At 65.7% G+C, this 23,861-nt stretch carries 16 protein-coding genes; 1 reads left to right on the top strand and 15 read right to left on the bottom strand.

The features are described from left to right. The first annotated feature begins 196 nt into the window (after positions 1–196). Complete coding sequence (locus tag AC5P8F_RS12335) at positions 197–841, top strand: hypothetical protein (RefSeq protein ID WP_262224770.1); 645 nt, start codon at positions 197–199, stop codon at positions 839–841. 355 nt (positions 842–1,196) lie between these two features. Here AC5P8F_RS12335 and AC5P8F_RS12330 read toward each other — a convergent pair whose 3' ends face one another. The 15 genes from AC5P8F_RS12330 to gmk all read right to left on the bottom strand — a co-directional run bounded on the left by AC5P8F_RS12330 (position 1,197) and on the right by gmk (position 23,751). Next, a complete protein-coding gene (locus AC5P8F_RS12330; protein ID WP_014648263.1) occupies positions 1,197–1,943 on the bottom strand; it encodes a membrane protein in 747 nt (248 codons plus the stop codon). A gap of 69 nt (positions 1,944–2,012) precedes the next feature. Continuing rightward, positions 2,013–7,490, bottom strand: coding sequence for an ESPR-type extended signal peptide-containing protein (locus AC5P8F_RS12325; RefSeq protein WP_495228269.1), 5,478 nt, complete (start codon positions 7,488–7,490; stop codon positions 2,013–2,015). 62 nt (positions 7,491–7,552) lie between these two features. Beyond that, positions 7,553–8,260 carry a pilus assembly protein gene (locus tag AC5P8F_RS12320; RefSeq protein WP_346601731.1) on the bottom strand — a complete coding sequence of 236 codons (708 nt, stop codon included), beginning with the start codon at positions 8,258–8,260 and terminating at the stop codon, positions 7,553–7,555. Positions 8,261–8,278: 18 nt separating this feature from the next. Then, positions 8,279–9,430 carry a CblD like pilus biogenesis initiator family protein gene (locus AC5P8F_RS12315; RefSeq protein WP_288496526.1) on the bottom strand — a complete coding sequence of 384 codons (1,152 nt, stop codon included), beginning with the start codon at positions 9,428–9,430 and terminating at the stop codon, positions 8,279–8,281. Continuing rightward, positions 9,427–12,153 (bottom strand): TcfC E-set like domain-containing protein, encoded by a 2,727-nt coding sequence (locus AC5P8F_RS12310; RefSeq protein WP_495228267.1) that lies wholly within the window; start codon positions 12,151–12,153, stop codon positions 9,427–9,429. Before AC5P8F_RS12310 ends, AC5P8F_RS12315 begins: the two co-directional genes overlap by 4 nt. Before the next feature lie 53 nt (positions 12,154–12,206). After that, entirely contained in the window at positions 12,207–12,716 is a 510-nt protein-coding gene (locus AC5P8F_RS12305) for a CS1 type fimbrial major subunit (protein WP_227864377.1), read from the bottom strand. Positions 12,717–13,176: 460 nt separating this feature from the next. Then, on the bottom strand, positions 13,177–14,241 hold the full coding sequence (locus tag AC5P8F_RS12300; protein WP_046432315.1) for a membrane protein: 1,065 nt from the start codon (positions 14,239–14,241) through the stop codon (positions 13,177–13,179). Between the two features lie 345 nt (positions 14,242–14,586). Next, positions 14,587–15,864 carry a citrate synthase gene (locus AC5P8F_RS12295; RefSeq protein ID WP_014648268.1) on the bottom strand — a complete coding sequence of 426 codons (1,278 nt, stop codon included), beginning with the start codon at positions 15,862–15,864 and terminating at the stop codon, positions 14,587–14,589. A gap of 296 nt (positions 15,865–16,160) precedes the next feature. Next, on the bottom strand, positions 16,161–16,403 hold the full coding sequence (locus tag AC5P8F_RS12290; protein ID WP_010484049.1) for a type B 50S ribosomal protein L31: 243 nt from the start codon (positions 16,401–16,403) through the stop codon (positions 16,161–16,163). Between the two features lie 88 nt (positions 16,404–16,491). Then, a complete protein-coding gene (locus AC5P8F_RS12285; RefSeq protein WP_180835297.1) occupies positions 16,492–17,430 on the bottom strand; it encodes a nucleoside hydrolase in 939 nt (312 codons plus the stop codon). 321 nt (positions 17,431–17,751) lie between these two features. Next, positions 17,752–19,863, bottom strand: a complete 2,112-nt coding sequence (recG, locus tag AC5P8F_RS12280; RefSeq protein ID WP_049440470.1) for an ATP-dependent DNA helicase RecG — start codon at positions 19,861–19,863, stop codon at positions 17,752–17,754. 7 nt (positions 19,864–19,870) lie between these two features. Then, positions 19,871–20,257, bottom strand: a complete 387-nt coding sequence (locus AC5P8F_RS12275; RefSeq protein ID WP_005418954.1) for a RidA family protein — start codon at positions 20,255–20,257, stop codon at positions 19,871–19,873. A gap of 149 nt (positions 20,258–20,406) precedes the next feature. Continuing rightward, complete coding sequence (locus tag AC5P8F_RS12270) at positions 20,407–22,569, bottom strand: RelA/SpoT family protein (RefSeq protein WP_005418955.1); 2,163 nt, start codon at positions 22,567–22,569, stop codon at positions 20,407–20,409. A gap of 106 nt (positions 22,570–22,675) precedes the next feature. Continuing rightward, a complete protein-coding gene (gene rpoZ / locus AC5P8F_RS12265; protein WP_005410877.1) occupies positions 22,676–22,975 on the bottom strand; it encodes a DNA-directed RNA polymerase subunit omega in 300 nt (99 codons plus the stop codon). 110 nt (positions 22,976–23,085) lie between these two features. Beyond that, positions 23,086–23,751, bottom strand: coding sequence for a guanylate kinase (gene gmk, locus AC5P8F_RS12260; protein WP_014648271.1), 666 nt, complete (start codon positions 23,749–23,751; stop codon positions 23,086–23,088). Positions 23,752–23,861 lie beyond the last annotated feature (110 nt).

Here is a 23,861-nt window from a genome sequence, read left to right as displayed (position 1 = left end):
TGCCAACGGTGAGTTGGCACCCATGCGGCTGTAGAGCCGAGCCCATGCTCGGCTCCGGGCGCCTGCGGTAGAGCAGCCGAGCATGGGCTCGGCTCTACAGGATCAACGACACCCGCTTGCTCGCCTCCATGAAATACCCACGCGGATGTCACATCCTTGCGCTAGTCTGTAGCCAGGTCGCAACAGGAGTCATCGCATGCATCGCGCCCGTCAGCATGCTGCCAGCCAGACCCGCGAGCGGCGCCATCGCCTCGCCCACGAAGCCGCCCGCCTGATGGCCGAAGGCGGCATCCGCGACTACCATCAGGCCAAGTTGAAGGCCGCCAGCCGGCTCGGCATCCACGACGATGCCTCCCTGCCCCGCAACACCGAGATCGAAGACGCCCTGCGCGAGTACCAGCGGCTGTTCTCCGGCCCCCAGCACGGCAACGAACTGCAGCGCCGCCGCGAAGCCGCGATGCGCGCGCTGGAGTTCCTGCACGGCTTCGCACCGCGCCTGGCCGGCCCGGTGCTGGAGGGCACCGCCGACGCCAACAGCCCCGTACAGCTGCACCTGCACAGCGACGACCCGGAAGCCGTGCACCGCTTCCTGGACGAGCACGGCATTCCCGCCGAGTCGCGGACGCGCCGACTGCGGATGGACCGCGAACGGAGCCTGGACGTGCCGGTGTGGGTGTTCAGCGCCGAAGAGCTGACCTTCGACCTGGCCGTGCTGCCGTATGACGCCCTGCGCCAGGCGCCCTTGTCGCCGGTGGATGAGAAGCCGATGCGACGCGCGTCTGTCGCACAGTTGCGGCAGCTGCTGGCCCAGGCGGAGATCACCGCGTATATCGGGGGGTGACGGTTGCGCCGGCCTTGGGTGGTTCCGGACTTGGGGTGCGGACCGTTGGTCCGCACTGTGCATCAGGCATCCGGACACTTGGCCCAAGAGCAGCCGAGCATGGCTCGGCGCTACAGAAGGCGCGCTGCCTGCTTCCTTCTTCTGGTGGGTGCGGACCGTTGGTCCGCACTGTGCATCAGGCATCCGGACACCTGGCCCAAGAGCAGCCGAGCATGGCTCGGCTCTACAGAAGGCGCGCTGCCTGCTTACTTCTTCTGGTGGGTGCGGACCGTTGGTCCGCACGATGCATCAGGCATCCGGACACCTGGCCCAAGAGCAGCCGAGCATGGCTCGGCCCTACAGAAGGCGCGCTGACCTACCAGACATCATGGTGCTGCTCCTCCGGCTCATCGCCAAGCAGGCGCATCAGCCACGGTGCTCCCACCCGCTGCGGGTACGCCATCATCATCCGCGCGTGCATGTTCTGCAGATCGCCCAGCAACCAGGTCTGGTTGTAAACATCGCCGAACGGGTCCGACCACGCCGTCTGGATCCGCGCGCGCTCACCGCCGTTGAGGTTGGGCATCCTGTCCAACGGCACCTCCAGCACCGGCTCCAGCCCCCGGTTGATGGCCGCGTTCTCCGCCTCCGCCGCACGCATGAGCTCCAGCCGGTGGCTCACCTGCCAGCATGGGAAGGGGAAGCAGCTGCCCGTGGCTTCGATGTATGCCGCCATGTCGGCCAGCATGTGGGCTTTCAGCTGCCACACCCTCTCACTGTCCAGCAGTTGTCGCACCCGCAGGGTGCGCAGCGTTCCCGCGCGGACGTCTTCCGGCGTGGTGAACGGCTCGCCCGGTGTCGGGCCGCCATGGCGCACCAGCACGATGCGGTGGATCGCTTCCTGGGTGATGTTCTCCACGCGCAGCGCGGCGGCCTCCGGATGCACGCGCGGTGGCGGCACGCTCGCCACCCGCCAGTGGTACCAGAGCACCAGCACCATGCCCACCAGGCACAACAAGGTGAACTGCACCCAGCGATCCAGATTGCGGGTGTAGTAGTAAAAACGCGCCCGCCACAGATAGAACGTGCGGTAGCTGATGAATCGGCTTACCCATCGATACATTGCCATCTCCTCGGCAAGGACCCCGGCGCGGCGGGGTTCATTACGCGCACCACGCCGGGGCTGCACGGCTTACCAGCCGATGCCCAGGCCGACGCCCATGCTGCGCTCACCGCTGTTGGTGAACGCACCATTGAGGCTGAAGGTGGCCGAACCCTTCTCGTTCAGCACACGCTGGTAGCCCACCGCCATCGCAGACTCACCTTGGCTGTAGCCCACGCCCGCACCCAGGCGGTTGTAGGTGGCCAGGCCAGCGGTGTTCATCGCCATCGCACTCTGTGCGCTGCTCATTGCCGCCATGCGGTTGAAGCGCTTGTCCATCTTGTCCAGGCGGCGCTCGAAGGTGCTGATCGCACCATCGGTGTACTCGTTGGCCCGGGCCAGCATCTTTTCCAGCTCAGCGGTATCGACCTGCGGCTTGGGCGTGTCGTCCTGCTTCTGCTTCGGCTGCGGCGTCGGCTTGTCACTTTCACCGGTTGAGGCAATCTGCGGAGAACCGCTGGTTTCCGGTGTCGGCGCGATCTCTTCGGTGGACGGCGAAGGTGTGGATGCCGCCGCCATGACGCGGGCCTGCGGCTGATCGTCGATGCGCTGCTCCAGCCCATCCATGCGGCCGTTGAGCTGCTGCTGCATCGAGTGCAGCTGGCCACCGTTGACCGCATCGCGGCTGCCAGCCGCGATCAGGCCATTGGCCACGTTGGAGATGACCATGCCGTTGGCGCCGGCCAGGGTGAGCTGGGCGGTACCGTCTGCGCGTACCGAGGGGCTTTCCTGGAACATGGAGCGGAGCTGGGATTCGACCTGGTTCACCCGCGAGGTGGTGCTGACGACTGCGCCGTCGAGCGCTTCCAATGCACCATTGAGCGTGGATTGGGACTGGCCCTGCACGTTGAAGCTGGGGCCGACGATGTTGCCATTGGCATCGACTTCGCCGCCGAGGGCGGAGAGTGCACCGCGCAGCTGGCCGACGGTGGCAGCGTTGTGGTTGGCGGTGCCGTTGGCGATGTTTACGAGGCGGCGCTTCGTACCAACACTACCAAACGACACAACCCCCGCCTCGGCTGCATAAGAGCCGCTTCCGAGCGCGATAGAACCATGGGCCCCGGAATCGACTCTGGAACCAGCACCAAACGCAATGGCTCCGATTGCACCGGGCTCGCCGCCCCTACCAACCTCAGCTCCAGTTCCGACGGCAAAGCTGGAATCTGAGCCTTGGAAGACAGTGGACGCCCGTCCGATGGCAATTGAGTTTTTGCCCATTGCCTCGGCGAAAGTTCCAATTGCAGTGCCACCCTCAATGCCCGTCTTTGCCAAGTTTCCAATGGCGAGACCAACCGGACCAGCCTGAGCACTGCCATGCTCAGGAGCCGTACCCACACTGACGTACTGGCTGATGCCTTCCATGGCCGAAACACGGCTGTTGGTCTCATAGAGCTGACTGCCACGCACAACATCCGAGCTATCAGCCGACAGTGTCGCCTCGGCCACACCAGTCAATCGCGCACCGCCAAAGTCGATTGGACCGCTCGCATCCAATCCACGCATTGCCTGCTCGCCCACCTCCCGCTCCTTGCGCATCGCCTCCAGATCATTCCGATTTTGCGAGATCTTCTGCTCTGCGGCGTACAACTGATTGCCGGTTACGGCATCACCGCTTCCTGGCGCCACACGTCCGTCAGCCAGGTTGGTCAGCACCATGCCATTCACGCCATTAAGCGCGATCTGGTTCATGCCGTCGGCGCGGGCCGACGGTGAATCTTGGAAGATAGAACTCAGCTGGCCTTCCACCTTGCCCGCGCGACGGCCTGCGGTGATAACAGCGCCATCGAGCGCCATCAGCGCGTCCTCGACGCTGCTCTGCGTTCCGCCCTGCACTGCATAGCTCGGGGCGATGATGCTACCGCTGGCGTCCATACTCGCGCCGCCGCCGAGGGTGGCGAGGGAGTCCTTGAGCTGGGAGACAGTGGTGGCGTTGTGGTCAGCGGTGCCGCGTGCGACGTTTACGAGACGGCGCTGGATGCCAACGCCGCCAAATGACGCAACTCCTTCTTCATCTGCTAGAGAGCTAGCTCCAAGTGCCAGCGAGCCGTGAGCCCCGCTTCCAACTCTTGCGCCAGCACCAATCGCGACACCCTCGTTCGCACCGCCCGCGTCTCCACCGACCTGTGCCCCGACCCCCATCGCGAATCCATTCTCGGAATCCACAGAGACAGTCACCGCTCTACCAATTGCGGTCGAGTTCTTTCCCATGGCCTCCGCAAATGTCCCTACCGCAGTTCCTCCCTCCAGTCCCGTCTTTGCTGAATTTCCCACTGCAACGCCTGCCAGACCTGCTTCGGCACGCTCACTGAAGGGAGCTGATCCGATACTCACAAACTGCGCGACATCCTCAAGATCTGAGACGCGCAAATTCGTTGAATACAGTTGTTTCCCGGACACCGCCTCAGCACTGCTCGCGCTCAGCAATCCATCCGCCACACCACTGATCTTCCGGTTGGCATTGGCGCTGTTACGCACATTCAGGGTCGTACCGCTATTTTTCTCTCCCAAACGAACATCGCCAGAGACGGAGGCCTGCGCCACCAGCCCGCCCAAAACCGCTGTTTCGGCCAGCGCCTTGGCCACATCCGCCTTTGCAAGGGTCGCGTCCGCAGCCGCAGAGGCGGCCATGCCTTCCACAGCAACCACCTTCTCATTGGTGGCATTGAGCTGCCTGCCATTCACGGCTTGGTAGCTGCTGGCACTGATCGCACCATCGGCCACGCCGGTCAGCTTACGGTTCACATTCGCGCTGTTGCGCATATCCAGCACGGTGCCGCTGTTCTTCTCACCCAGGCGGACAGCCTCCGTGGGCGAGACCTGCCCGACCAGCCCACCCAGAACGGTGGCTTCAGCCAGGGCCTTGGTGGCATCAACCTGTGCGGCATTGGCAGTGGCCTCCGCGCCATTCGCGGCATTCTGCGCAGTCGTCACCCGGCCGTTGGTTTCATTCAACTGCTTGCCCGTAATGGCCTCGGTACTGCTGCTGCTGACAGCGCCATCCGCAAGGTTGACGATCTTGCGCTTGATACTGGAGCTGCCGACCGAGACCTGATTGATACCGTTGGTCTGGGAACCGTTGCCCAGGGCGACACTTCCCGTGTGCGATGCCAGGGCGCGGTCGCCCAACGCAATGGCACTTTCGGCACCCGCCTTTGCAAGATTGCCAAGCGCCGTCGAATACAAGCCCGATGCGGCGGCCTCCCGGCCAATGGCGACGGCCTGATTGCCGCTCGCATCTGCCTTGTAGCCCAGCGCGGCGGCATGGGTCGCCGCGGCCGTCGCATCATTGCCTACGGCCACGGCGCGATCGCCCACCGCCGAAGCACGCAGGCCTGCCGCCACCGCGCCGTTGCCACTACGCGTTGCAGCACCGAGAGCGACTGCACCGGTGGCAGCGCTCTTGTCACCGTTGGCGTCGACACTGGCCCGAGCATCTGCACCAACTGCGATGCTGTTGGTGTTGTAGGCCTTCGCCGAGCGCCCCATCGCTACGCTGGCGGTGCTTCCGCTCCCCTCCGCCTCTGCCGCCAGCCCGATAGCCGGGGCGGATGCGTTCAGGCGCGCGGCTGCCGCGTCTGCGACGCGCTGTGCATCTGCCAGCTTGGTATTGGTGGCATTCAACTGCTTGCCTGACACAGCATCGGTGCTGGTCGTGCTCAGCGTGGCATCCGCCACGCCCGTGATCGTGCGATTGGCGCTGGCGCTGTTGCGGACGTCCAGTACGGTGCCGCTGTTACTTGCACCTATACGGACATTTCCCGAAGCAGACGTCTGGCTCAGAAGGCCAGAAAGCACATTGGCTTTTGCCAGCGCGCTGTCGGCATTGGTCTTGGCGGAGTCGGCGACGGACCGTGCGGCCGTTACATTGGTGTTGGTGGCATTCAGCTGCTTGCCAGACACAGCCTCCGTGCTGGTCGTACTCAGCGTGGCGTCTGCGACGCCCGTGATCTTACGGCTGGCGTTTGCGCTGTTGCGTACATCCAGTACGGTGCCACTGTTGCTTGCGCCGAGGCGGACGTTCCCCGAGGCAGACGTCTGGCTCAGAAGGCCGGAGATCACATTGGCTTTTGCCAGCGCGCTGTCGGCATTGGTCTTGGCGGAGTCGGCGACGGACCGTACGGCCGCTACATTGGTGTTGGTGGCATTCAGCTGCTTGCCAGACACAGCCTCCGCGCTGGTCGTACTTAGCGTGGCGTCTGCGACGCCCGTGATCTTACGGCTGGCGTTTGCGCTGTTGCGTACATCCAGTACGGTGCCACTGTTGCTTGCGCCGAGGCGGACGTTCCCCGAGGCAGACGTCTGGCTCAGAAGGCCGGAAATCACATTGGCTTTTGCCAGCGCGCTGTCGGCATTGGTCTTGGCGGAGTCGGCGACGGACCGTGCGGCCGCTACATTGGTGTTGGTGGCATTCAGCTGCTTGCCAGACACAGCCTCCGCGCTGGTCGTACTCAGCGTGGCGTCTGCCACGCCCGTGATCTTACGGCTGGCGTTTGCGCTGTTGCGCACATCCAGTACGGTGCCGCTGTTGCTTGCGCCGAGGCGGACGTTGCCGGACGCAGACGTCTGATTGAGCAGCCCAGTCAGGGCATTGGCTCTGAGCAGGGCGTTGTCCGCAGTCGACTTGGCGGTATTGGCGGTGCTCAGCGCGGTGTTGGCGTTCGAATTTGCGGTGCCAGCCACGCTTCCAATGGCGCTGACAGTCTGGTTTGTTTCGTACAGTTGCCCGCCCGTTACGGCATCGGTGCTCCCATAGGACGTACTGCCGCGGGCAACGTTGACGATTCTCCGTTTGTTGCTCGAACTCCCGACCGATACGATATTGTCCTCATAGGCTGTGGAACCGTTTCCCAAGGCAACCGAGTTATAGGCCAAGGCATTGGCACGGTACCCCAGCGCCACCCCATCGTATCGAGCCACCGCCTGATGGCCGATGGATACAGCACCGGAGACGCCACTCGTTCCAGCACGAGCGTCTGCGCCAATGGCAATGGCACCCACGCCGCCATTGGTGGTGACCTGCGCGCCACTTCCCACCGCTACGCTGTTGACGCCGCTGCCCCAGGAGTTGTTGCCCAGCGCGGTTGAGCCCAGACCATGCGCGCGTGCGTTCGAGCCCACCGCAGTGTTGTAGCCGCCGGTCACCTCGGCGCGGTAGCCAAAGGCAGTGTTGTGATCGCCGTTGCGCTTGATGCCGTCACCCCAGATCGTCTCACCTACGGCCAGGAGACCGGCACGGGAAAGGTCATCTGTTGCCTTGAGCAACGAATTCATGCGCACCGTGTTCGTCGCAGAAGCATCCGGGGCGCACTCGGTCTGCTCGGACTCGCAGTGCGCAGGCTCCATCGCCTGCGCCAGCGGCAGGAAGAAGAAACAAGCAGCCAGTACAGCGCAGTTTCCCGACAAGCGTGCTCCGCCACCGTGCGGTTTCCCACGCAACGCACTCAACTCACTGCCAACCACCCAGCACTGCTTGGCGGTACTCCAGATACGACGATAGATGCGATTCATACTCTCTCCCTTAACAGGACATCGAAAATGAGGCCCCGCGAACAGCGCGGGGCCAGGAACGATCAGGCGCTTGGCGCCAGGGTGGTTACGTGCTCGCGGTAGCCGTCCTTGGACAGGCGGTAATGCAGCTGCACGGTATTGCCCGGTTGAGGCTGGAACGGCAGCTTCAGCTCCGCATCCGGGTACAGGCTTTTGGCAAAGTCGTGGGTCGTGCAGGCACCACTGCCGGTGCACTCGGCCAGCCCTGTGATGCCGACCCGCAGGGTCCCCACGTTGCGCAGGGTGTCGCCCTGCAGTTGCAGATCCACGCTGCCATTGGCGGGCAGCACGTTCACCAGCGCACCCCAGACCAGGCTGACGCCGACGTTGGCCTGCGCCGCCTGCTCATCACCCTCAAGCAGGGTCCCGTCCGGTCCCCTGACACCCTCGAAGTAGACGCGGTAGGCCACTTCCTTCTCAACGCTGCGTAGCGGAATCACCCGGATCAGGCGATTGCCTCCGCCACTGAGTGCGAACTTCCCGGGGGTGATGGCGACCGCAGCATCGGCCGCCTCCATTTCCACCTCTTCCTCGCCAGCCTGGGCGGGATTCGAAATGTGCAACAGGCGTGCCTGTACGTACTGTGGCTGCGTGGAGTGCGAATAGACGCGGATCTGCGTACCGCGTTTGCCATCGACGGCCGCGCGCATCGGATGGATCGAGAGGTTGGCATGTACCGGCGGCGCCAGCAGCGCGCTCAACGGCAACAGACAGAACAGCAGCTTCTTCATGATGAGGCTCCGTGGGGATCAGGGTTTGGCGGTCGGCACGCGCAGCTCTACCGTCAACTCGCCGTCGTAGAGACCGGGCCGCTTGCTGGCGATGGGCGTAGGCGGCGTTTCCAGCACCAGCGGCGTGGGCACGCAGTACACGGGTTGGCTGATGCCCGGCAGCATCACCAGCCGCAACTGCGCGCTGTCGATACCGCGTAGCAGCTGTTCTTCGCCGTTCTTCATCGCCAGACGGTTGCCGCCGTATTTCAGGCTGACCTGGTAGTCGAGGCGCTGGGTGTCATCGCTGCCGCCGTCCCCGTGCCAGACCGCGAAGTCCCGCCCCGGTGGTGGTCGCGGCCCGCTATCCCGCACGGTGACGCCGAGGAACTCGCTCTGCGAGCCCACGCCGTCGTACAGGCACATGTCCACTTCCTTGTATCCGCCGACTACCTTGCGGATGGGGTCGTAGCGCAGGTCCATGTTGACCAGTGGGGCAATGCCGTCGAAGCCGGGAAAGTAGATCGAGATCGCGTCGTAGTCGGTGACCGTGAAATCGAAGTTGAAGGTGGCTGTGGCGACCGGTGCTGCAGCAGGATCGGCCTTGATGTTCAGGCGCATCGTGGCCTTCCAATGGCCTGCGACGAGTCGCGAAATTTCGCGTTGAGGCAGGATAATCTCGACGCCGGTTCCGAGCGGCTGATCTGCCCCGCTTCCCATGCCACAGGTGAACCAAAATGCGCTATTTAGAAGGCGCTTCCGATCGTCCCAGTAATCTAAACTGCAGCGAGGACCCGACATAACTCGCTGCAGGCTTCCTACTGCACGAATCTCCGTACGCAGACCAGTCCTCAGTTCAACGAGACGCAGCGTTATCTCTGTTGTTCCCCCCAACGAGTTCAGCTCACTCTCCGTCGGGCACCGCCCGAACTCACTATCAGAAGCAGACCCACAAACCACATGGATCTGCCCATACTTGAACGCCAGGTCGTGACTGAACCCCAGCACCGTCCGTGGCTTCCACAGCACCACATCACCCGGCACCGTCGAGCGATCCCAACTCATCACGATGTCCCGGCTCTGGTCCGTCGGATGCGTCTCCGGCGGCCACTGCGCCCACGCCCGTGGCATCACCAGCACCAGCACCAGCGCACACACCAGCATCAACACACACATCCAACGCCGGCTCATGGCGTACCTCCTGCAGCAGCGGTCTGGGGCGTGGCGGCAATCAACGCGCGTTCCTGCAGCAGGCGGGTCACGCGGGCCTGCTGGCGGATCTCGGGGGGCAGCTGGGCCACGGCCAGCGGCTCGCAGTGCACGGCGCCGACCAGCAGCACCACCTGGCGGCGCTCGCGCACCTGCAACGGGCAGTGCAGCAGGCGGTCGTCCTGCAGCAGGTACAGCGTTGTTTCGCGGCGCGGGAAATCGGCAACGAAGCTGCCGTTGGCGCTGGTGCCGGGCACCGGCGCGTTGAGGATGCGGGCGCCGCCCAGCGGCGACCCCGCAAGGTCCTTGGCATTGCCAATGAAGGTGTAGGTCACTTCGATCGGCACCGGCATGCGCATCAGCTTGCCGGGCGTGAGGAACATCGGCCGTGCACCGCCCACGCCGGTCACGCGGATCGCGGCGATGCTGTCCAGCGTGCTGGCATCCTGCACTTCGGCGCGCTGCGACTGATAGGCCTGCAGCGGCAGCAGCCGGCGCTCGCCGATCTGCAGACGCTGTCGGCGCAGCCCACCCACCTGCAATTCCGCGGCCACGCCATGCAGGTCGGCATCGTCGAAACCGTCCACCTGCACGGCCAAGCCGGCCTCGGCGCCGTTGGCACCGCTCCAGTAGAAACCACGACGGCCCAGTGCGAAGCCGGAGCTGTGGCTGCCGCTGTAGCCGGTCTCGCCACGCCCCCGCTGCTGATAGTGCGCGATGCTGGCGGTGGTGTTGCCGATGCCGTTCTGCAGCTGGCCACTCAGTGACGCGCTGTAGCGATCGTTGTTGTTGGCGCGCAGTTCGGCGTTCAGCTCCCGATAGTGCGTGTCCCGGTCCTGGCGCAGGCTCTGGCCCACGCTGTAGTCGATGGCCGGGCGCTGATGCTGCGGCTGGCGCACGTCCACCGCGTAGCGGCGCTGGCCGCTGCTGTCATGGTTACGCTGCAGGCGGGTCAGGCTGAGGTTGAAGTAGATGCCACGGTCACGCTCGTTGCTGCCGCGCACGCTGTCGGTGCTGCGCTGCTGCCATAGCCCCACGCGCGTGGACACGCTGAAGTCCTGCCAGCGGTGGCTGCGGCTGAAGCTGGCCTGCCAGGTCCGGCTGAGCACGGGCTCGCGGCGCGGCTCCAGCGGACCGGGCGGCAGCAAGGGATCTAGCCCGAACAACGGGTCCTGCTCGAATTCAGGCCGATGCCAGCCGGTGCGCCAGGTCTGGCGCCGGGTGTAGCCCACGTAGACGTTGCCGCCGGTCAGCGGCAGCGATACCGAGCCGCTGAGTGAGTTGGTGCAGCCCAGCTGGTCGCGTGCATCGGCCTCGAACTGACAGGCCTTGCCGCGCATGCGCTGCTGGTAAAGATTCCACGACGCCTTGCGCCGGTATGACAGCTGGTGCTGCTGACCATTGCTGCCATCGCTTCCACGCATGCCGCTGAGCGAGGCGCGCATTTCCTGGGTGGCCAGCACGCGGCGCAGGTCCAGGCGCAGCTCGCCGTAGCTGTGGCCGCCGAGGTTGGCAGCGCCGGCAGTCATGGCGGCATCGCGGCCCAACGGCACACGTACGCCCGCCACCGCAACCGACTCACCGTCGAAACGATCGCTGCGTCGCTCGTTGCGGCGGCCGCCCTGCACGAACCACTGCCACTGGCTGTTGGTCCAGTCGCCGCCCTTGTCGAACGGCGCCTCCTCGGTGCGCACCAGCACACCGTCCTCGTAGATGCGCATGCGCACCAGGTAGTTGCCGAACGGGAAATTGCGGGTGTCGATCTGGTTGATGCCGGCCTGCAGGTAGAAGGTCTGCAGCAGCCGCTCGCCATCGAACACATCGACGCGAGCGTCGCGCGCCAGCAGCACCGTCAGCGGCGTGGCCTGCACGGCGGCATCGGTGTCCACATAGGCCTGGGTGGTACCCACGCGCGCGCCCTGGAAACGGTCCAGCGGCAGCATGCTGAAACTGAAGGTGCCACCCTGCGGGCTGGACAGGTTGCGGCGATCCATGCGCCCGAGCTGCAGGTAATGCGCCTGGCCCAGGTCATGGCGGTAATAGACGTTGTCGAACTGGAAGTCGTCGTCACTTCGGCTGCGGTAGCGCTGCTGGGTGTAGTACCACTCGGCGGACAGATGACCGCGGTCGAACAGGCCCAGCGTGCCTACGCCGCGCGCGGACAGCGCCTGATGGTCGCGGCCGCCGCTGACGTTGAGCGTCTGCTGGTGCAGGAAGGCGTTCTCGGCATTGGCCGTGACCTTGTGGTAACGCTCCGCTGCCGGCTCGCCGGGAATCCACTGCCGCGCCACGAACAGGCGCACGGCGCCCTCGCCTTCGTCGTACAGCGCGCGCGCCGCGGTGGGCTCTTCGGGCGGGTCCAGATAGCCGCACCCCGCCGTGGCGCCACCAAAGCGGCAGGCCAGGTGGCTGTTGCGCGGCAACGGTTGCGACAGCGCCGGTAGCAACGCGGCCTGTGCTTCGGCAGGCAGGGCCAGCGCCTGCAGCACGCGCGCAGGATCTTCCAGCTGCACGTGCTCCAGGGTCACGCGCACCGGCGACAGCCCGGCCGAGCGGCCGAACAGCTGGATGTCGAGTTGTTCGGTCTGGCCATCGACCAGATCCTCGAAACCGGCGGGCACGCCGCGGGCCGCCACCAAGGGAGCAACCATTGCCAGGGCGAGCGCGACCGCCAGCCGAGTGACGGCGGGGGCGTGTCGAATCATGGGGGTACCGCTGTAGAAGCGGCCGGCCCGGCGTGCGGACCGGCGCGCGGGGATTACGGCGTGGTGGCCTTCTGGTTCAACACGACGCTGACGATGCCGGCGTAGCGGCCCTTGGTGGCAATCGGCGCCGGCGTGGTCTGGGCAATGGTCAACGGCATCGAAATCGAGGCGCCCGGAGTGGAGCCGGCGCCGGTGAACAGATCAGCCGCCTTGTACTCGATGGCAGTGGTACCCAGTGCGCGGTTGTTGAGGCTGATGGTCATCGGCACGGTGACGGCGCCGGTCTCGTTGGCCAGCACGAATGGACCGTCGATACGGGCCTCGATATCGGCGGTTTCATCGTTGGAGTGGATGCGGACGCGCTGGGTGTCCGGAATCAGGCCGCGCAGCGGATCGTGGGTCAGCGTGACCAGGTCCGGCAGCGGGGTGCCGTCATCGCGCAGCAGCGCCAGGGTCGGGTCGACGTCGGCGTAGACGGAGATCCTGGTTTCAACAGCGTGCGCGGACAGCGAAGCAGTGGCCAGCGCTGCAGCGAGCGCGGCCTTCTTGATAATGGCGTGCATGATTGTCTCTCTCGGACAAGGGGGAATTTGAAAGCTCCCCTCCCCAAGGAGAAAAGGGAGGGAAGCGCCGCCCGCGGGGATGGGTGCGGGCGACGGAGAGAATGTTAGAAATCCATTGCCATGCAGGCCATTCAAGCATTCCTAAAACGTTGAACGTTAAGGAGAATTTTTGAAGGCGCTCTATGTTTGAGGGTTATGCAATTTCCCTCACTGTTTGAATGCAATAAACCTCATTGCATTGCGTTTGTAGAGTCGGGCATGGCTCGACTCTACTGTGGGGCATCCACGCGTGGCGTGGATCTGCGGGATGGCATCAGGCCGCCTTTCGGCGGCCCGATGACACGGCGCGGTGGTGCGCGATCAGAAGAAGATCGCGTACAGGATCAGCAGCGGAATCGGCACGCCCAGCAACCAGAGCAGAATCATCTTCATGGCAGGTCTCCTTGCATGGAAGGGTGGATTACAGGTCGCGGCGGCGGCCGCCCCAGGTGGCGCTGAGGCTGGCGAAGAACGCGCCGATCAGCAGGGTGATGAAGAGCCACAATGCGGCGTAGGCGGTCGCCTTCCGCGCATCGTCGGCAGCCTGCTTGGCGGTATTCCTGGCCTTCTCCAGCGCTGCACGCATGCGCGTCTGCACATCGGTCACGCGGGCCTGCGCTTCAGCCGGGCTCATCCCGGTATCGCGCGCGATCAGCTGTGACAGATACTGGGTATCGGCCGGATCCAGGCCTTCCCCCTGCAGGCTGTTGACGATGATGCGGTTCACTTCGGCACGCACTTCGCGGCGATCGCCGATCGGACCGTTGCCCGGCGCCGGTCGCGGCGGTGGGGCCATGCGCGCGTCGCGCGGACCGGCGCCCGCTGCCGGCGGTGGCGCGGCATCCGGGTCCATCGGTGCGCCCGGCGGCGGCGCTGCGGGATCGGCCGGCCCTGCGTGGGTCGTGCTGCGGAACAGCGCATCCACCCAATAGTCGAGGTCGCCTTCCGGTGCAGCCGCCACAGCGCCGCTGGCACCGGCTGCAGCCACGCCGACGGTGGACGCAGCGGCACCGGCAGTGGCGCCGGCCACCTTTGCGCCCGCACCCAGCACGCCACCGATGGCCGACGTCAGCAGGCCCGCGGTCAGCAGCGTGGCCACCGCCCACGACACGAAGCCGTGCGCGGTGTCGCGGAAGTAGGTTTCGTCGCCGTGGATCTGCGTCCACTTGGTACGCAGGCGACCCGCCAGATAGCCACCCAGGCCGGAAGCGGCCAGCGCGGTGAAGGTGAGCCAGGCGATGCTGGACCAGCCGAAGGTTTCCTTGCTGACGCCTTCGAACGACCAGGGCGACACCGACGACAACCCCAGGCCCACGCCGAGGATCAGCAGGATGAGAGAGAGCGCAGCGGCGGCGGCGGCGCCAGCGAAGATGGCTCCCCACGACACCGCGCTTTCGCTGGCGGGAGGAACGATGGGGGCAGTGACGACAGCGGCGACGTCAGCGCCGAGCGGGCCGCGCTCGGGTGGGTCGAATCGGGTACTCATCGGGATGGACGCTCCATTTCAGGTGCTGCGGATGCAGCTGGCGTCCTGAGGCTGCGCGAGCGCTTGTGAAGCTGGTGAGACCCCTGAATCACGCGGTCTTGTCGCGTTGAAGAGCGTGCCAACCAAGGTTGGCACCTACCAAAGGCGGGAACGCGGTAACTCCATGCCACGCGTGGATGGGGGAGCGTGCCAACCAAGGGCGGGAACAAGTGGATCCACGCCATGCGTGGATGGTTTTTCGCGAGTGTCGAAAGCGTGCCAACCTTGGTTGGCACCCACCAGGGCGGCGGAAAAAAAAACGCCCCGCGCATGCGGGGCGTTCTCGGCACAACCTACGCGGGGCGATCAGCCCTGGTAGTCGCGCACATCGCTGCCGGTGTAGACCTGGCGCGGACGGCCGATCTTCATTTCCGGATCGACCTGCTGTTCCAGCCAATGCGAGACCCAGCCGGAGGTACGGCCCAGGGCGAACATGACGGTGAACATTTCGGTCGGGATCTGCAGCGCCTTGTAGATGATGCCGCTGTAGAAATCGACGTTCGGGTACAGCTTGCGCGCGACGAAGTACTCGTCCTGCAGCGCGGCCTGTTCCAGCTTCACGGCCACGTCCAGCAGCGGATCCTGCACGCCCAGCTGCTTGAGCACCTTGCTGGTCATCTCGCCGATGACCTTGGCGCGCGGGTCGAAGTTCTTGTAGACGCGGTGGCCGAAGCCCATCAGGCGGAAGCCGGAGGTCTTGTCCTTGGCCTTGACCACGGCGGACTCGACGTTGTCGGCGCTGCCGATCTCTTCCAGCATCTTCAGCACGGCTTCGTTGGCACCGCCGTGGGCCGGACCCCACAGCGCGGTGACGCCAGCGGCGACCGACGCGTACGGGTTGGCACCGGTCGAACCGACCAGGCGCACGGTCGAGGTCGAGGCGTTCTGCTCGTGGTCGGCGTGCAGGATGAACAGCAGGTCCAACGCCTTGACCACATCCGGGTTCAGATCGTACTGGCCGTCAGCCGACTCGAAGGTCTGCTTCAGGAAGCGACTGACATAGTCCAGCGAGGTGTCCGGCTTGTTGGCCGGCAGGCCCTTGCCATGGCGGTAGATCAGCGCCGACAGGGTCGGCACCTTGGCGATCAGGCGCACGGCGGCCTGGCGGCGCTGTTCGGCGTCGGACAGGTCCAGCGCGTCGTGGTAGATGGCCGACAGCTGCGCGATCGCAGCAGCCAGGATGGCCATCGGGTGGGCGTCCTTGGCGAAGCTGCCGATCAGGGTGTTGATCGAGTCGTCGACATTGGCTTCGGCAGTCAGCTCATCGGTGAAGGCCTTCAGCTGCTCGGCGCTCGGGCGCTCGCCGTTGATCAGCAGGTAGGCCACTTCGACGTAGCTCGACTTTTCCGACAGCTGCTCGATCGGGTAGCCGCGATACAGCAGCACGCCCTTGTCGCCGTCGATGTAAGTGATGGCGGACTTGCAGCTGGCCGTCGCGGTGAAGCCGGAATCGTAGGTGAAGAACCCCGTTTCCTTGGTCAGCTTCGCGATGTCGACGCAGTCGTTGCCAAGGGTGGGTTTGATGACGGGCAGAACGACGGACTTATCGCCGGCGTTGAGCGTGACCTGATCAAGATCGGACACTGTGTGCGCTCCTTCATGGGAAGGCGCCTGCCCAAGCGCATTGGTCAGGCACGTGAATGACGTCCTCGGCCTGTGCCGGGGATCATGCCATTATCGCACAGCAGCATTTGCCCGGCGCTAGACAGAAGTCGTAGACGGCAGGCGGCCAGAACCCGGCCAGCAAGCGGCCCGGATCGGCAAAAGCGTTGTCACACGAACGCAGTGTTCTGTCCATCCAAACGCCCGTTGGGTAGGCGTTGGGGAAAAACAAACGGCCGCGCAGAGCGCGGCCGTCGGTTCGAAGCTGGATCGACAGATCAGCGCGCGTAGCGCTTCTGGAACTTGTCGATACGGCCCGAGGTGTCGATGACCTTGTGCTTGCCCGTGTAGAACGGGTGCGAAGCCGAGGAAATTTCAACCTTCACCAGCGGGTAGTCGTTGCCGTCTTCCCACTTGATGGTTTCCTTCGTCGCCATGGTCGAGCGGGTCAGGATCTTGAAATCGGAGGTGACGTCATGGAAGACGACGTCGCGGTAGTTCGGATGGATATCGGCCTTCATGGGCTCACACCGTAAATGGGCTGGTGGTCAAGAGCGGCATTATAAGCACCGGTTGCCGCCCGGGGCAACCGGTGCCGGTCAATCGGCTTCAGTTCGCGCCCAGGGCCTGGCGTACCAGGGCCTCGAAACGCTGCTGGTCGTAGGCCATCAGCAGATCGCAGTTGTCCGGCTGGCCGGTCTGGCGGTTCCAGTCGACGATGGTGGCGCCGCGGCTGAACGTGCCATTCAGCTCCACGTTCAGCGGACGCGACTCGACCCGCAGCTGCCCTTCCGGGTTCAGTGCCCAGGCCATGGCAACCGCGTCGGCGGTGTACCAGCGGCCACCCTTGCTGTCTTCGGACAGGCCACGGGTCTTGCGCGAGATCAGCTCGTAGAAGCGGGCACGATCGGAGTCGGCCTGCAGCCACTTCTCGGCTTCTTCCAGCGGCAGGCCGTGGGCGACGGTGGCCTCCCAGTCCGACACCAGCAGGTGCTTGAACGAGGTGAACACCACATGCGCCGCTTCCGGATCGAAGGCGATGTTGAATTCGGCCGCCGGGGTGATGTTGCCGTGGCAGGTGACCGCGCCGCCCATCACCACGATGCGCTTGATGCGCTGGGGCAGGGTCGGGTCCAGCTTCAGTGCCAGCGCGAGGTTGGTCAGCGGGCCAAGCATCACCAGCATCAGTTCGCCGGCATGCGCGTGCGACAGGCGCAGGATGGCCAGCGCAGCGTGCTCGGCTTCGGCCTGGCGGCTCGGCGGCGGCAGATCCACGTCGCCATAGCCATCACGGCCATGCACGTGGGCAGCGTCTACGGAAGGATGCAGCAGCGGATCCGGGCTGCCGGCAAACACCGGCACGTCGGTGCGGCCGACGATGTCGCAGAGCTTGAGGGCGTTGCGGACGGTGTACTGCAGGCCGACATTGCCGGCGGCGATGGTCAGGGCGACCACGTCATGCCGTTCATCGGCAAAGGCCATCAGCAGGGCCAGGGCGTCGTCCACACCGGGGTCGGTGTCGATCAACAGGGGGATCTTGTGGGTCATCGTTGCCGTCTTCAGATCGGCAACGAAGTGTGGACCGGGATGATGACCGTTGCAAGTATGGGGGGCGGCAGGGCTGCGACCTGCACCCGCGGTAGTGCCGGCCGCTGGCCGACAACTTCAACAGCAACGCCGAAAACGGGTTTCCCGCGGATGGCAGGGAAGAGCTCTCTGTAGAGTCGAGCCATGCTCGACTCCCGCGCGCAACGCGCACAGCAACCGAGCGTAGGCTCGGCTCTACAGTGGATCCACGCCGTGCGTGGATGAGCGTCCCGGGGATGGGGTCAGAGCCCTTTGCTGTGCAAAGGGGCCTGACCCCGCCACTTACGCCGAGGCGTAGCGCACGGCGGTGCCGATCCAGCGCTGCACCACGCGATCGGCCAACGCGGGCTGCTGGGCCAGCAGCCGCTCGGCCAGGTCATGCACGCCGGGCAGCAGGCCGGCATCGCGGGCCAGGTCTGCAATGCGGAAACCGGCCAGGCCGGTCTGGCGGGTGCCCAGCAGTTCGCCGGGGCCGCGCAGTTCCAGATCCTTCTCGGCGATGACGAAACCATCGTTGGTTTCGCGCATGGTCTGCAGACGCTCGCGCGCCATCTGCGAAAGCGGAGCCTGGTACAGCAGCACGCAGCGCGATACCGCCGAACCACGCCCCACGCGGCCGCGCAGCTGGTGCAGCTGGGCCAGGCCGAGGCGTTCGGCGTTCTCGATCACCATCAACGAAGCATTGGGTACGTCCACGCCCACTTCGATGACCGTGGTCGCGACCAGCAGGTCGATCTCGCCAGTCTTGAACGCCACCATCGTCGCCAGCTTTTCGGCGGCTTTCAGGCGTCCGTGCACCAGCCCCACGCGAACGCCGGGCAGCAGTGCCTGCAGCGATTCGTAGGTGGCCTGCGCCGGGGTGGCATCCAGTTCTTCGCTTTCCTCGATGAGCGTGCACACCCAGTACACCTGCCGCCCTTCCTGGCAGGCCAGCGCGATGCGCTCGATCAGCTCCGGGCGGCGGTCATTGTTGAGGGCGACGGTCTGCACCGGCGTGCGTCCCGGTGGCAGTTCATCGATGGCCGACACATCCAGGTCCGCGTACTCGGACATCGCCAGCGTGCGCGGAATCGGCGTGGCGGTCATCACCAGCTGGTGCGGCACGCTGTTGCCACCCGCGCCCTTGTCGCGCAGCGCCAAGCGCTGGTGCACGCCGAAGCGGTGCTGTTCGTCGACGATGGCCAAGGCCAGATCCTGGAACACCACCGCCTCCTGCATCAGCGCGTGGGTACCGACCACCACCTGCGCTTCGCCGCTGGCGACCTGCGCCATCACCTTGGCGCGCGCCTTGCCGGTGACCTTGCCGGCCAGCCAGGCGATACGCACACCGAGCGGCTCCAGCCAGCCGCGCAGGTTGTTGAGATGCTGTTCGGCCAGCAGTTCGGTGGGCGCTGCCAATGCGACCTGCTTGCCCTGCTCCACCGCCAGCATCGCCGCCAGTGCGGCCACCACGGTCTTGCCGGAACCGACGTCGCCCTGCACCAGCCGCAGCATCGGGCTGGGGCGCGCGAGGTCTTCACGGATCTGCTTGAACACGCGCGCCTGCGCGCCGGTGAGCGCGAACGGCAGCTGCTTCAGCAGCGCCTTGGCCAGCTTGCCAGGACCAGCCAGCGGCGGCGCATGGTGTGCCTGCAAGGCAATGCGCTGGCGACGCAGGCTGAGGTGGTGGGCCAGCAGTTCTTCCATCGCCAGGCGGCGCTGCGCCGGGTGGGTGCCGGCGGCCAGCGCGGCGAGGTCGGCATCCGGCGGTGGCCGGTGCACGGTCAGCAGCGCGCTGCGCAGCGACGGCAGGCCCAGGCCATCGAGCCAACCGCTGGGCAGCAGTTCCAGCGTGCTTTCCTCGGGCAGGCGATCCAGGGCCTGGCCGATCAGCTTGCGCATCGTCATCGGGCCCACGCCTTCGACGGTGGGATACACCGGGTCGAGGCGGTCGCCGAGTTCGGGATCATCGTTGCGGCCCAGCACCTGGTAGCTGGGATGGACGATTTCCAGGCCGAGGTGGCCGGGCTTGGGCGTGCCGAAGCAGCGCAGCCGGTTGCCGACCGCGAACTGGCCGACCTGCTGCTGGCGGAAATGGAAGAATCGCAGCACCAGGGTGCCCTGCCCTTCGTCCTCCACCGCCACTTTCAGCATCGGCCGGTAGCGCATGACGCGCTCCACCGCGACCACCCGCCCTTCCACCTGGGCCGGCACGCCGTTGCGCAGGTCTTCGATGCGGGTCAGCCGGGTCCGGTCTTCATAGCGCAGGGGCAGGTGAAGCCAGAGATCCTGCAGGGTGGCCAGGCCACGCGCCTGCAGTTTGGCGGCCACGGCCGGACCGACGCCGGCGAGCATCGCCAGGGATGCTTCGCCGGACGGTGACAGGACCGGAGTGACCGCCGCCTTGCGTGCCACGTGGCGGTCAGTCGATGACCATCACCGCATCGACCTCGAAGCTGGCGCCCTTCGGCAGGCCGGAGACTTCGATGGTGGAACGGGCCGGGTACGGGGCCTGGAAGTAGTCCTGCATGACCGCGTTGACCTTGGCGAACTCGCCCAGGTCGGTCAGGTACAGGCCCAGACGCACGACCTTGTCCAGCGAGCCGCCGGCGGCTTCGGCCACGGCCTTGAGGTTGTCGAAGGCGCGACGGGCCTGCGCTTCGACGTCGCCAGCGCCGACGATGTCGCCGGTGGCCGGGTCAAGCGGGATCTGGCCGGAGAAGTACACGGTGTTGCCGGCGCGCACGGCCTGCGAGTACGGGCCGATGGCGGCGGGGGCCTTTTCGGTGTTGATGATCTGGCGGGACATGGGTCGCTCCGGTGCTTTGGGGGAAAACAGAGCGGTGATTGTACCGGGTGGGCGCGGCATCGGCTGGGGGTCGGATCCGTTTCCCGGCGGGAAACGGATCCGACCCCGTATGTCGTGTGCGCGGAACGTCATCCACGCATGGCGTGGACCTACTGGCGGCGTACCGACTGCACGACCGACAGGCGGCGCAGGCGGCGCATCACTTCGGCCAGGTGGTTGCGGTCGCGCACCTGGATGTTGAACGCCAGCACGGCGGCGTTGAAATCGCGATCCAGGTAGTCCACGCGCTCGATGTTGGAGTGGCTCTGCGCGATGGCAGCGGCCAGCTGTGCCAGCACGCCGGTGCCGTTCTCCACTTCCACCACCAGCGAGGTGTCGTAGTCACCGGAGACGGTGGTGTCCCAGCCGATCGGCACCCAGCGCTCGGGCGACTTGCGCAGCTCGGCCAGGTTCGGGCAGTCCATGCGGTGCACCACGATGCCCTTGCCGGCGGTGTGGTAGCCCATGATCTCGTCGCCGGGAATCGGCTGGCAGCAGCCGGCGAAGGTGACCACGCCACGCTCGCTGCCGTTGATCAGGATCTTTTCCTGCGAGTGGTGGCGCGAATGCGGGCCGCCACGCAGTTCGGCGTAGGCCATCAGCGCCTGCGCGGCCTGGGTCGGCATCCAGTTGCCCAGTGCGACCTCGGCCAGCAGGGCTTCCAGGCGCGGGAAGCGGTGTTCGGCCAGGAACGCATCCAGGCGCCCCTTCGGCAGCCGCTCCAGCGACGAATCCATCGCTTCCAGCGCACGGTCGAGCATGCGGTGGCCCAGCTGCACGGCATCCTCGTGCTCCAGCTGCTTGAGCTGGTGGCGGATGGCGGTGCGCGCCTTGCTGGTAACCACGAATTCCAGCCACTGCGGTTTCGGCGTGGCCGAGCGTGCGGTGATGATCTCCACCGACTGCCCCGACACCAGCTTGGTGCGCAACGGCACCAGCTTCTTGTCCACGCGCGAGGCCACCGCCATGTTGCCGACGTCGGTATGCACGGCGTAGGCGAAATCGAGCGCGGTGGAATTGCGCGGCAGGGCCAGGATCTTGCCCTTCGGGGTGAACAGGTAGACCTCGTCCGGGAACAGGTCGACCTTGACGTTGTCCAGGAACTCCAGCGAGGAACCGGCGGCACGCTGCGAGTCGATCAGCTCGACGATCCACGCGTGGGCACGGCTCTGTGCGCTGTTGGGCGAATCGCCGCCGAACTTGTAGGTCCAGTGCGCGGCCACGCCGCGTTCGGCGATCAGGTCCATTTCCTCGGTACGGATCTGCACTTCGATCGGCGAGCCATACGGCCCGAACAGCACCGTGTGCAGCGACTGGTAACCGTTGGCCTTGGGAATGGCGATGAAGTCGCGGAAACGGCCATCCAGCGGCTTGAAGGTGGCATGCACCGAACCCAGCGCGTGGTAGCAGCTGGGCACGCTGCGCACGACCAGGCGGAAGCCGAACACATCCATCACCTGGTCGAAGGATTTGTTCTCGTCGCGCATCTTGTTGTAGATGCTCCACGGGGTCTTGATGCGGCTGATCAGCCGATGCTCGATCCCCTCCTTGGCCAGGCGCTGCGACAGCTGCACTTCCACCTGCGCCATCGCCTCGCGACGCACCACCGGCTGGCTGCGGATGTGCTTCTCGATGATGGCGTGGCGCCACGGGTACAGCGCCTTGAAACCAAGGTTCTGCAGCTCGCTCTTGACCAGGCTCATGCCCAGGCGCTGGGCGATGGGCGCGTAGATCTCCAGCGTCTCGCGGGCGATGCGGCCGCGCGCTTCGCGGCTCTGCGCACCCAGCGTGCGCATGTTGTGCAGGCGGTCGGCCAGCTTGATCATGATCACGCGCAGGTCGCGCGACATCGCCAGCAGCATCTTGCGGAAGCTCTCGGCGGCCGCCTCCTGGCGGTCGCGGAACTTCAGCTTGTCCAGCTTGGTGACGCCGTCGACCAGTTCGGCCACGGCTTCGCCGAACTCGGCGGCCAGCGCCTCGCGGGTCAGCGGCGTGTCTTCGATGGTGTCGTGCAGGATCGCGGCGATCAGCGCTTCCACGTCCAGGCCGAGCTCGGCCAGCACCTGGGCCACCGCCACCGGGTGGGTGATATAGGGCTCACCCGACTTGCGCGTCTGCCCAGCGTGCGCGGAGGCTCCGACTTCCCAGGCACGGCGCAACAGCGGCAGCTGTTCCGGCGGCAGGTAATGGGCGGCGCGTTCAAGCTGGAGGACGTAGTCGGGTACGGCGGCAGTGGGGGCTGCGGCGACCTTGGCAGTGGGGCCTGGGTTCATGCCCGCAGCCTATTCCAGCGCGACGTTTACGGCAAATCCTGAATGCGAAACAGCCCGCACGGGGCGGGCTGTTCGGTGTATCCAACGATTACGTTGATCGATGCGATCAATCGTCGTTCTTGGACATGTCTTCGTCAGCGACCACTTCGGCGGCAGCCCACTCCAGCGCTTCGCGCTCGGCGCGCTCACGCTCGGCCTTCTCGACTTCGTCGATCAGCGCGTTGTCGATCTTGCGGGCGGCGATTTCGCGCAGCGCCAGCACGGTCGGCTTGTCCTCGGTCTCGCTGTTGTCCAGCGTGGCCTGCACGCCGTTGGCGAGCTGGCGGGCACGCTTGGATGCCATCATGACCAGTTCGAAACGGTTGTTAACGACTTCCAGGCAATCTTCTACGGTGATGCGGGCCATACGGGCTCCCGGCGACCGGTCGGCCGCTCAGTCGAATGAGGGAAAGGGGACGGAGTGTACTGGCAGGAGCTGGACAAAATCAAGCCAACCCCTACCCGATTCTTTTGGAATCAGTCAGTTGCGCCCGGATCGGGAGTCAGCAGGGCCTGGATCAGGCCGGCGTGGCGGACCTTCTGGGCCTCCCGGCGCAGGCGGCTGGCGGTGAAGATGGCGCACAACTCGTCCACGGCGGTGTCGAACACCTCGTTGACGATGACGTAGTCGAACTCGTTGAAGTGCAGCATTTCATCGCGCGCCGCGCCCAGGCGCTGGGCGATGACCGCCTCGCTGTCCTGGCCGCGCTTGCGCATGCGATCCTGCAGGGCCTGCCTGGACGGCGGCAGGATGAACACGGTGACCGTGCCCGGCACCAGCTGGCGCACCTGCTGCGCGCCCTGCCAGTCGATTTCCAGCAGCACGTCCTGGCCGGCGGCCAGCTGCGGCTCCACCGACTGCCGGGCCGTGCCCTTCCAGTCGCCGTGCACCCACGCATGCTCGAAGAAGTCGCCGGCGGCGATCATTTCCTCGAACCTTTCCGCAGAGACGAAATGGTAGTGCTGGCCGTTCACTTCCCCCGGGCGCATCGCGCGCGAGGTGAAGGAGATCGACAGCGCGATCTGCGGGTCACGCGCCAGGGTGGCATTGACGATGCTGCTCTTGCCGGCGCCGGACGGGGCGGCAACGATGTACAGCGTGCCGCGCGCAACGGCGTCCGACGGCTTCGACGGGGCGCTCATGCGCGGAACCCAACTGGTTGATTTCGCAAAATTTTTCCTCGGTGTTCCAGATCCGGCGCGGAGGATCGCGCCAGGACGGCGGGGGCTGCGCGGAACATCCTGGAACCAGG

This window comes from Stenotrophomonas sp. YJH_SMC_69, from assembly GCF_059370495.1.
This window is presented reverse-complemented; position numbering and strand designations above follow the sequence as displayed.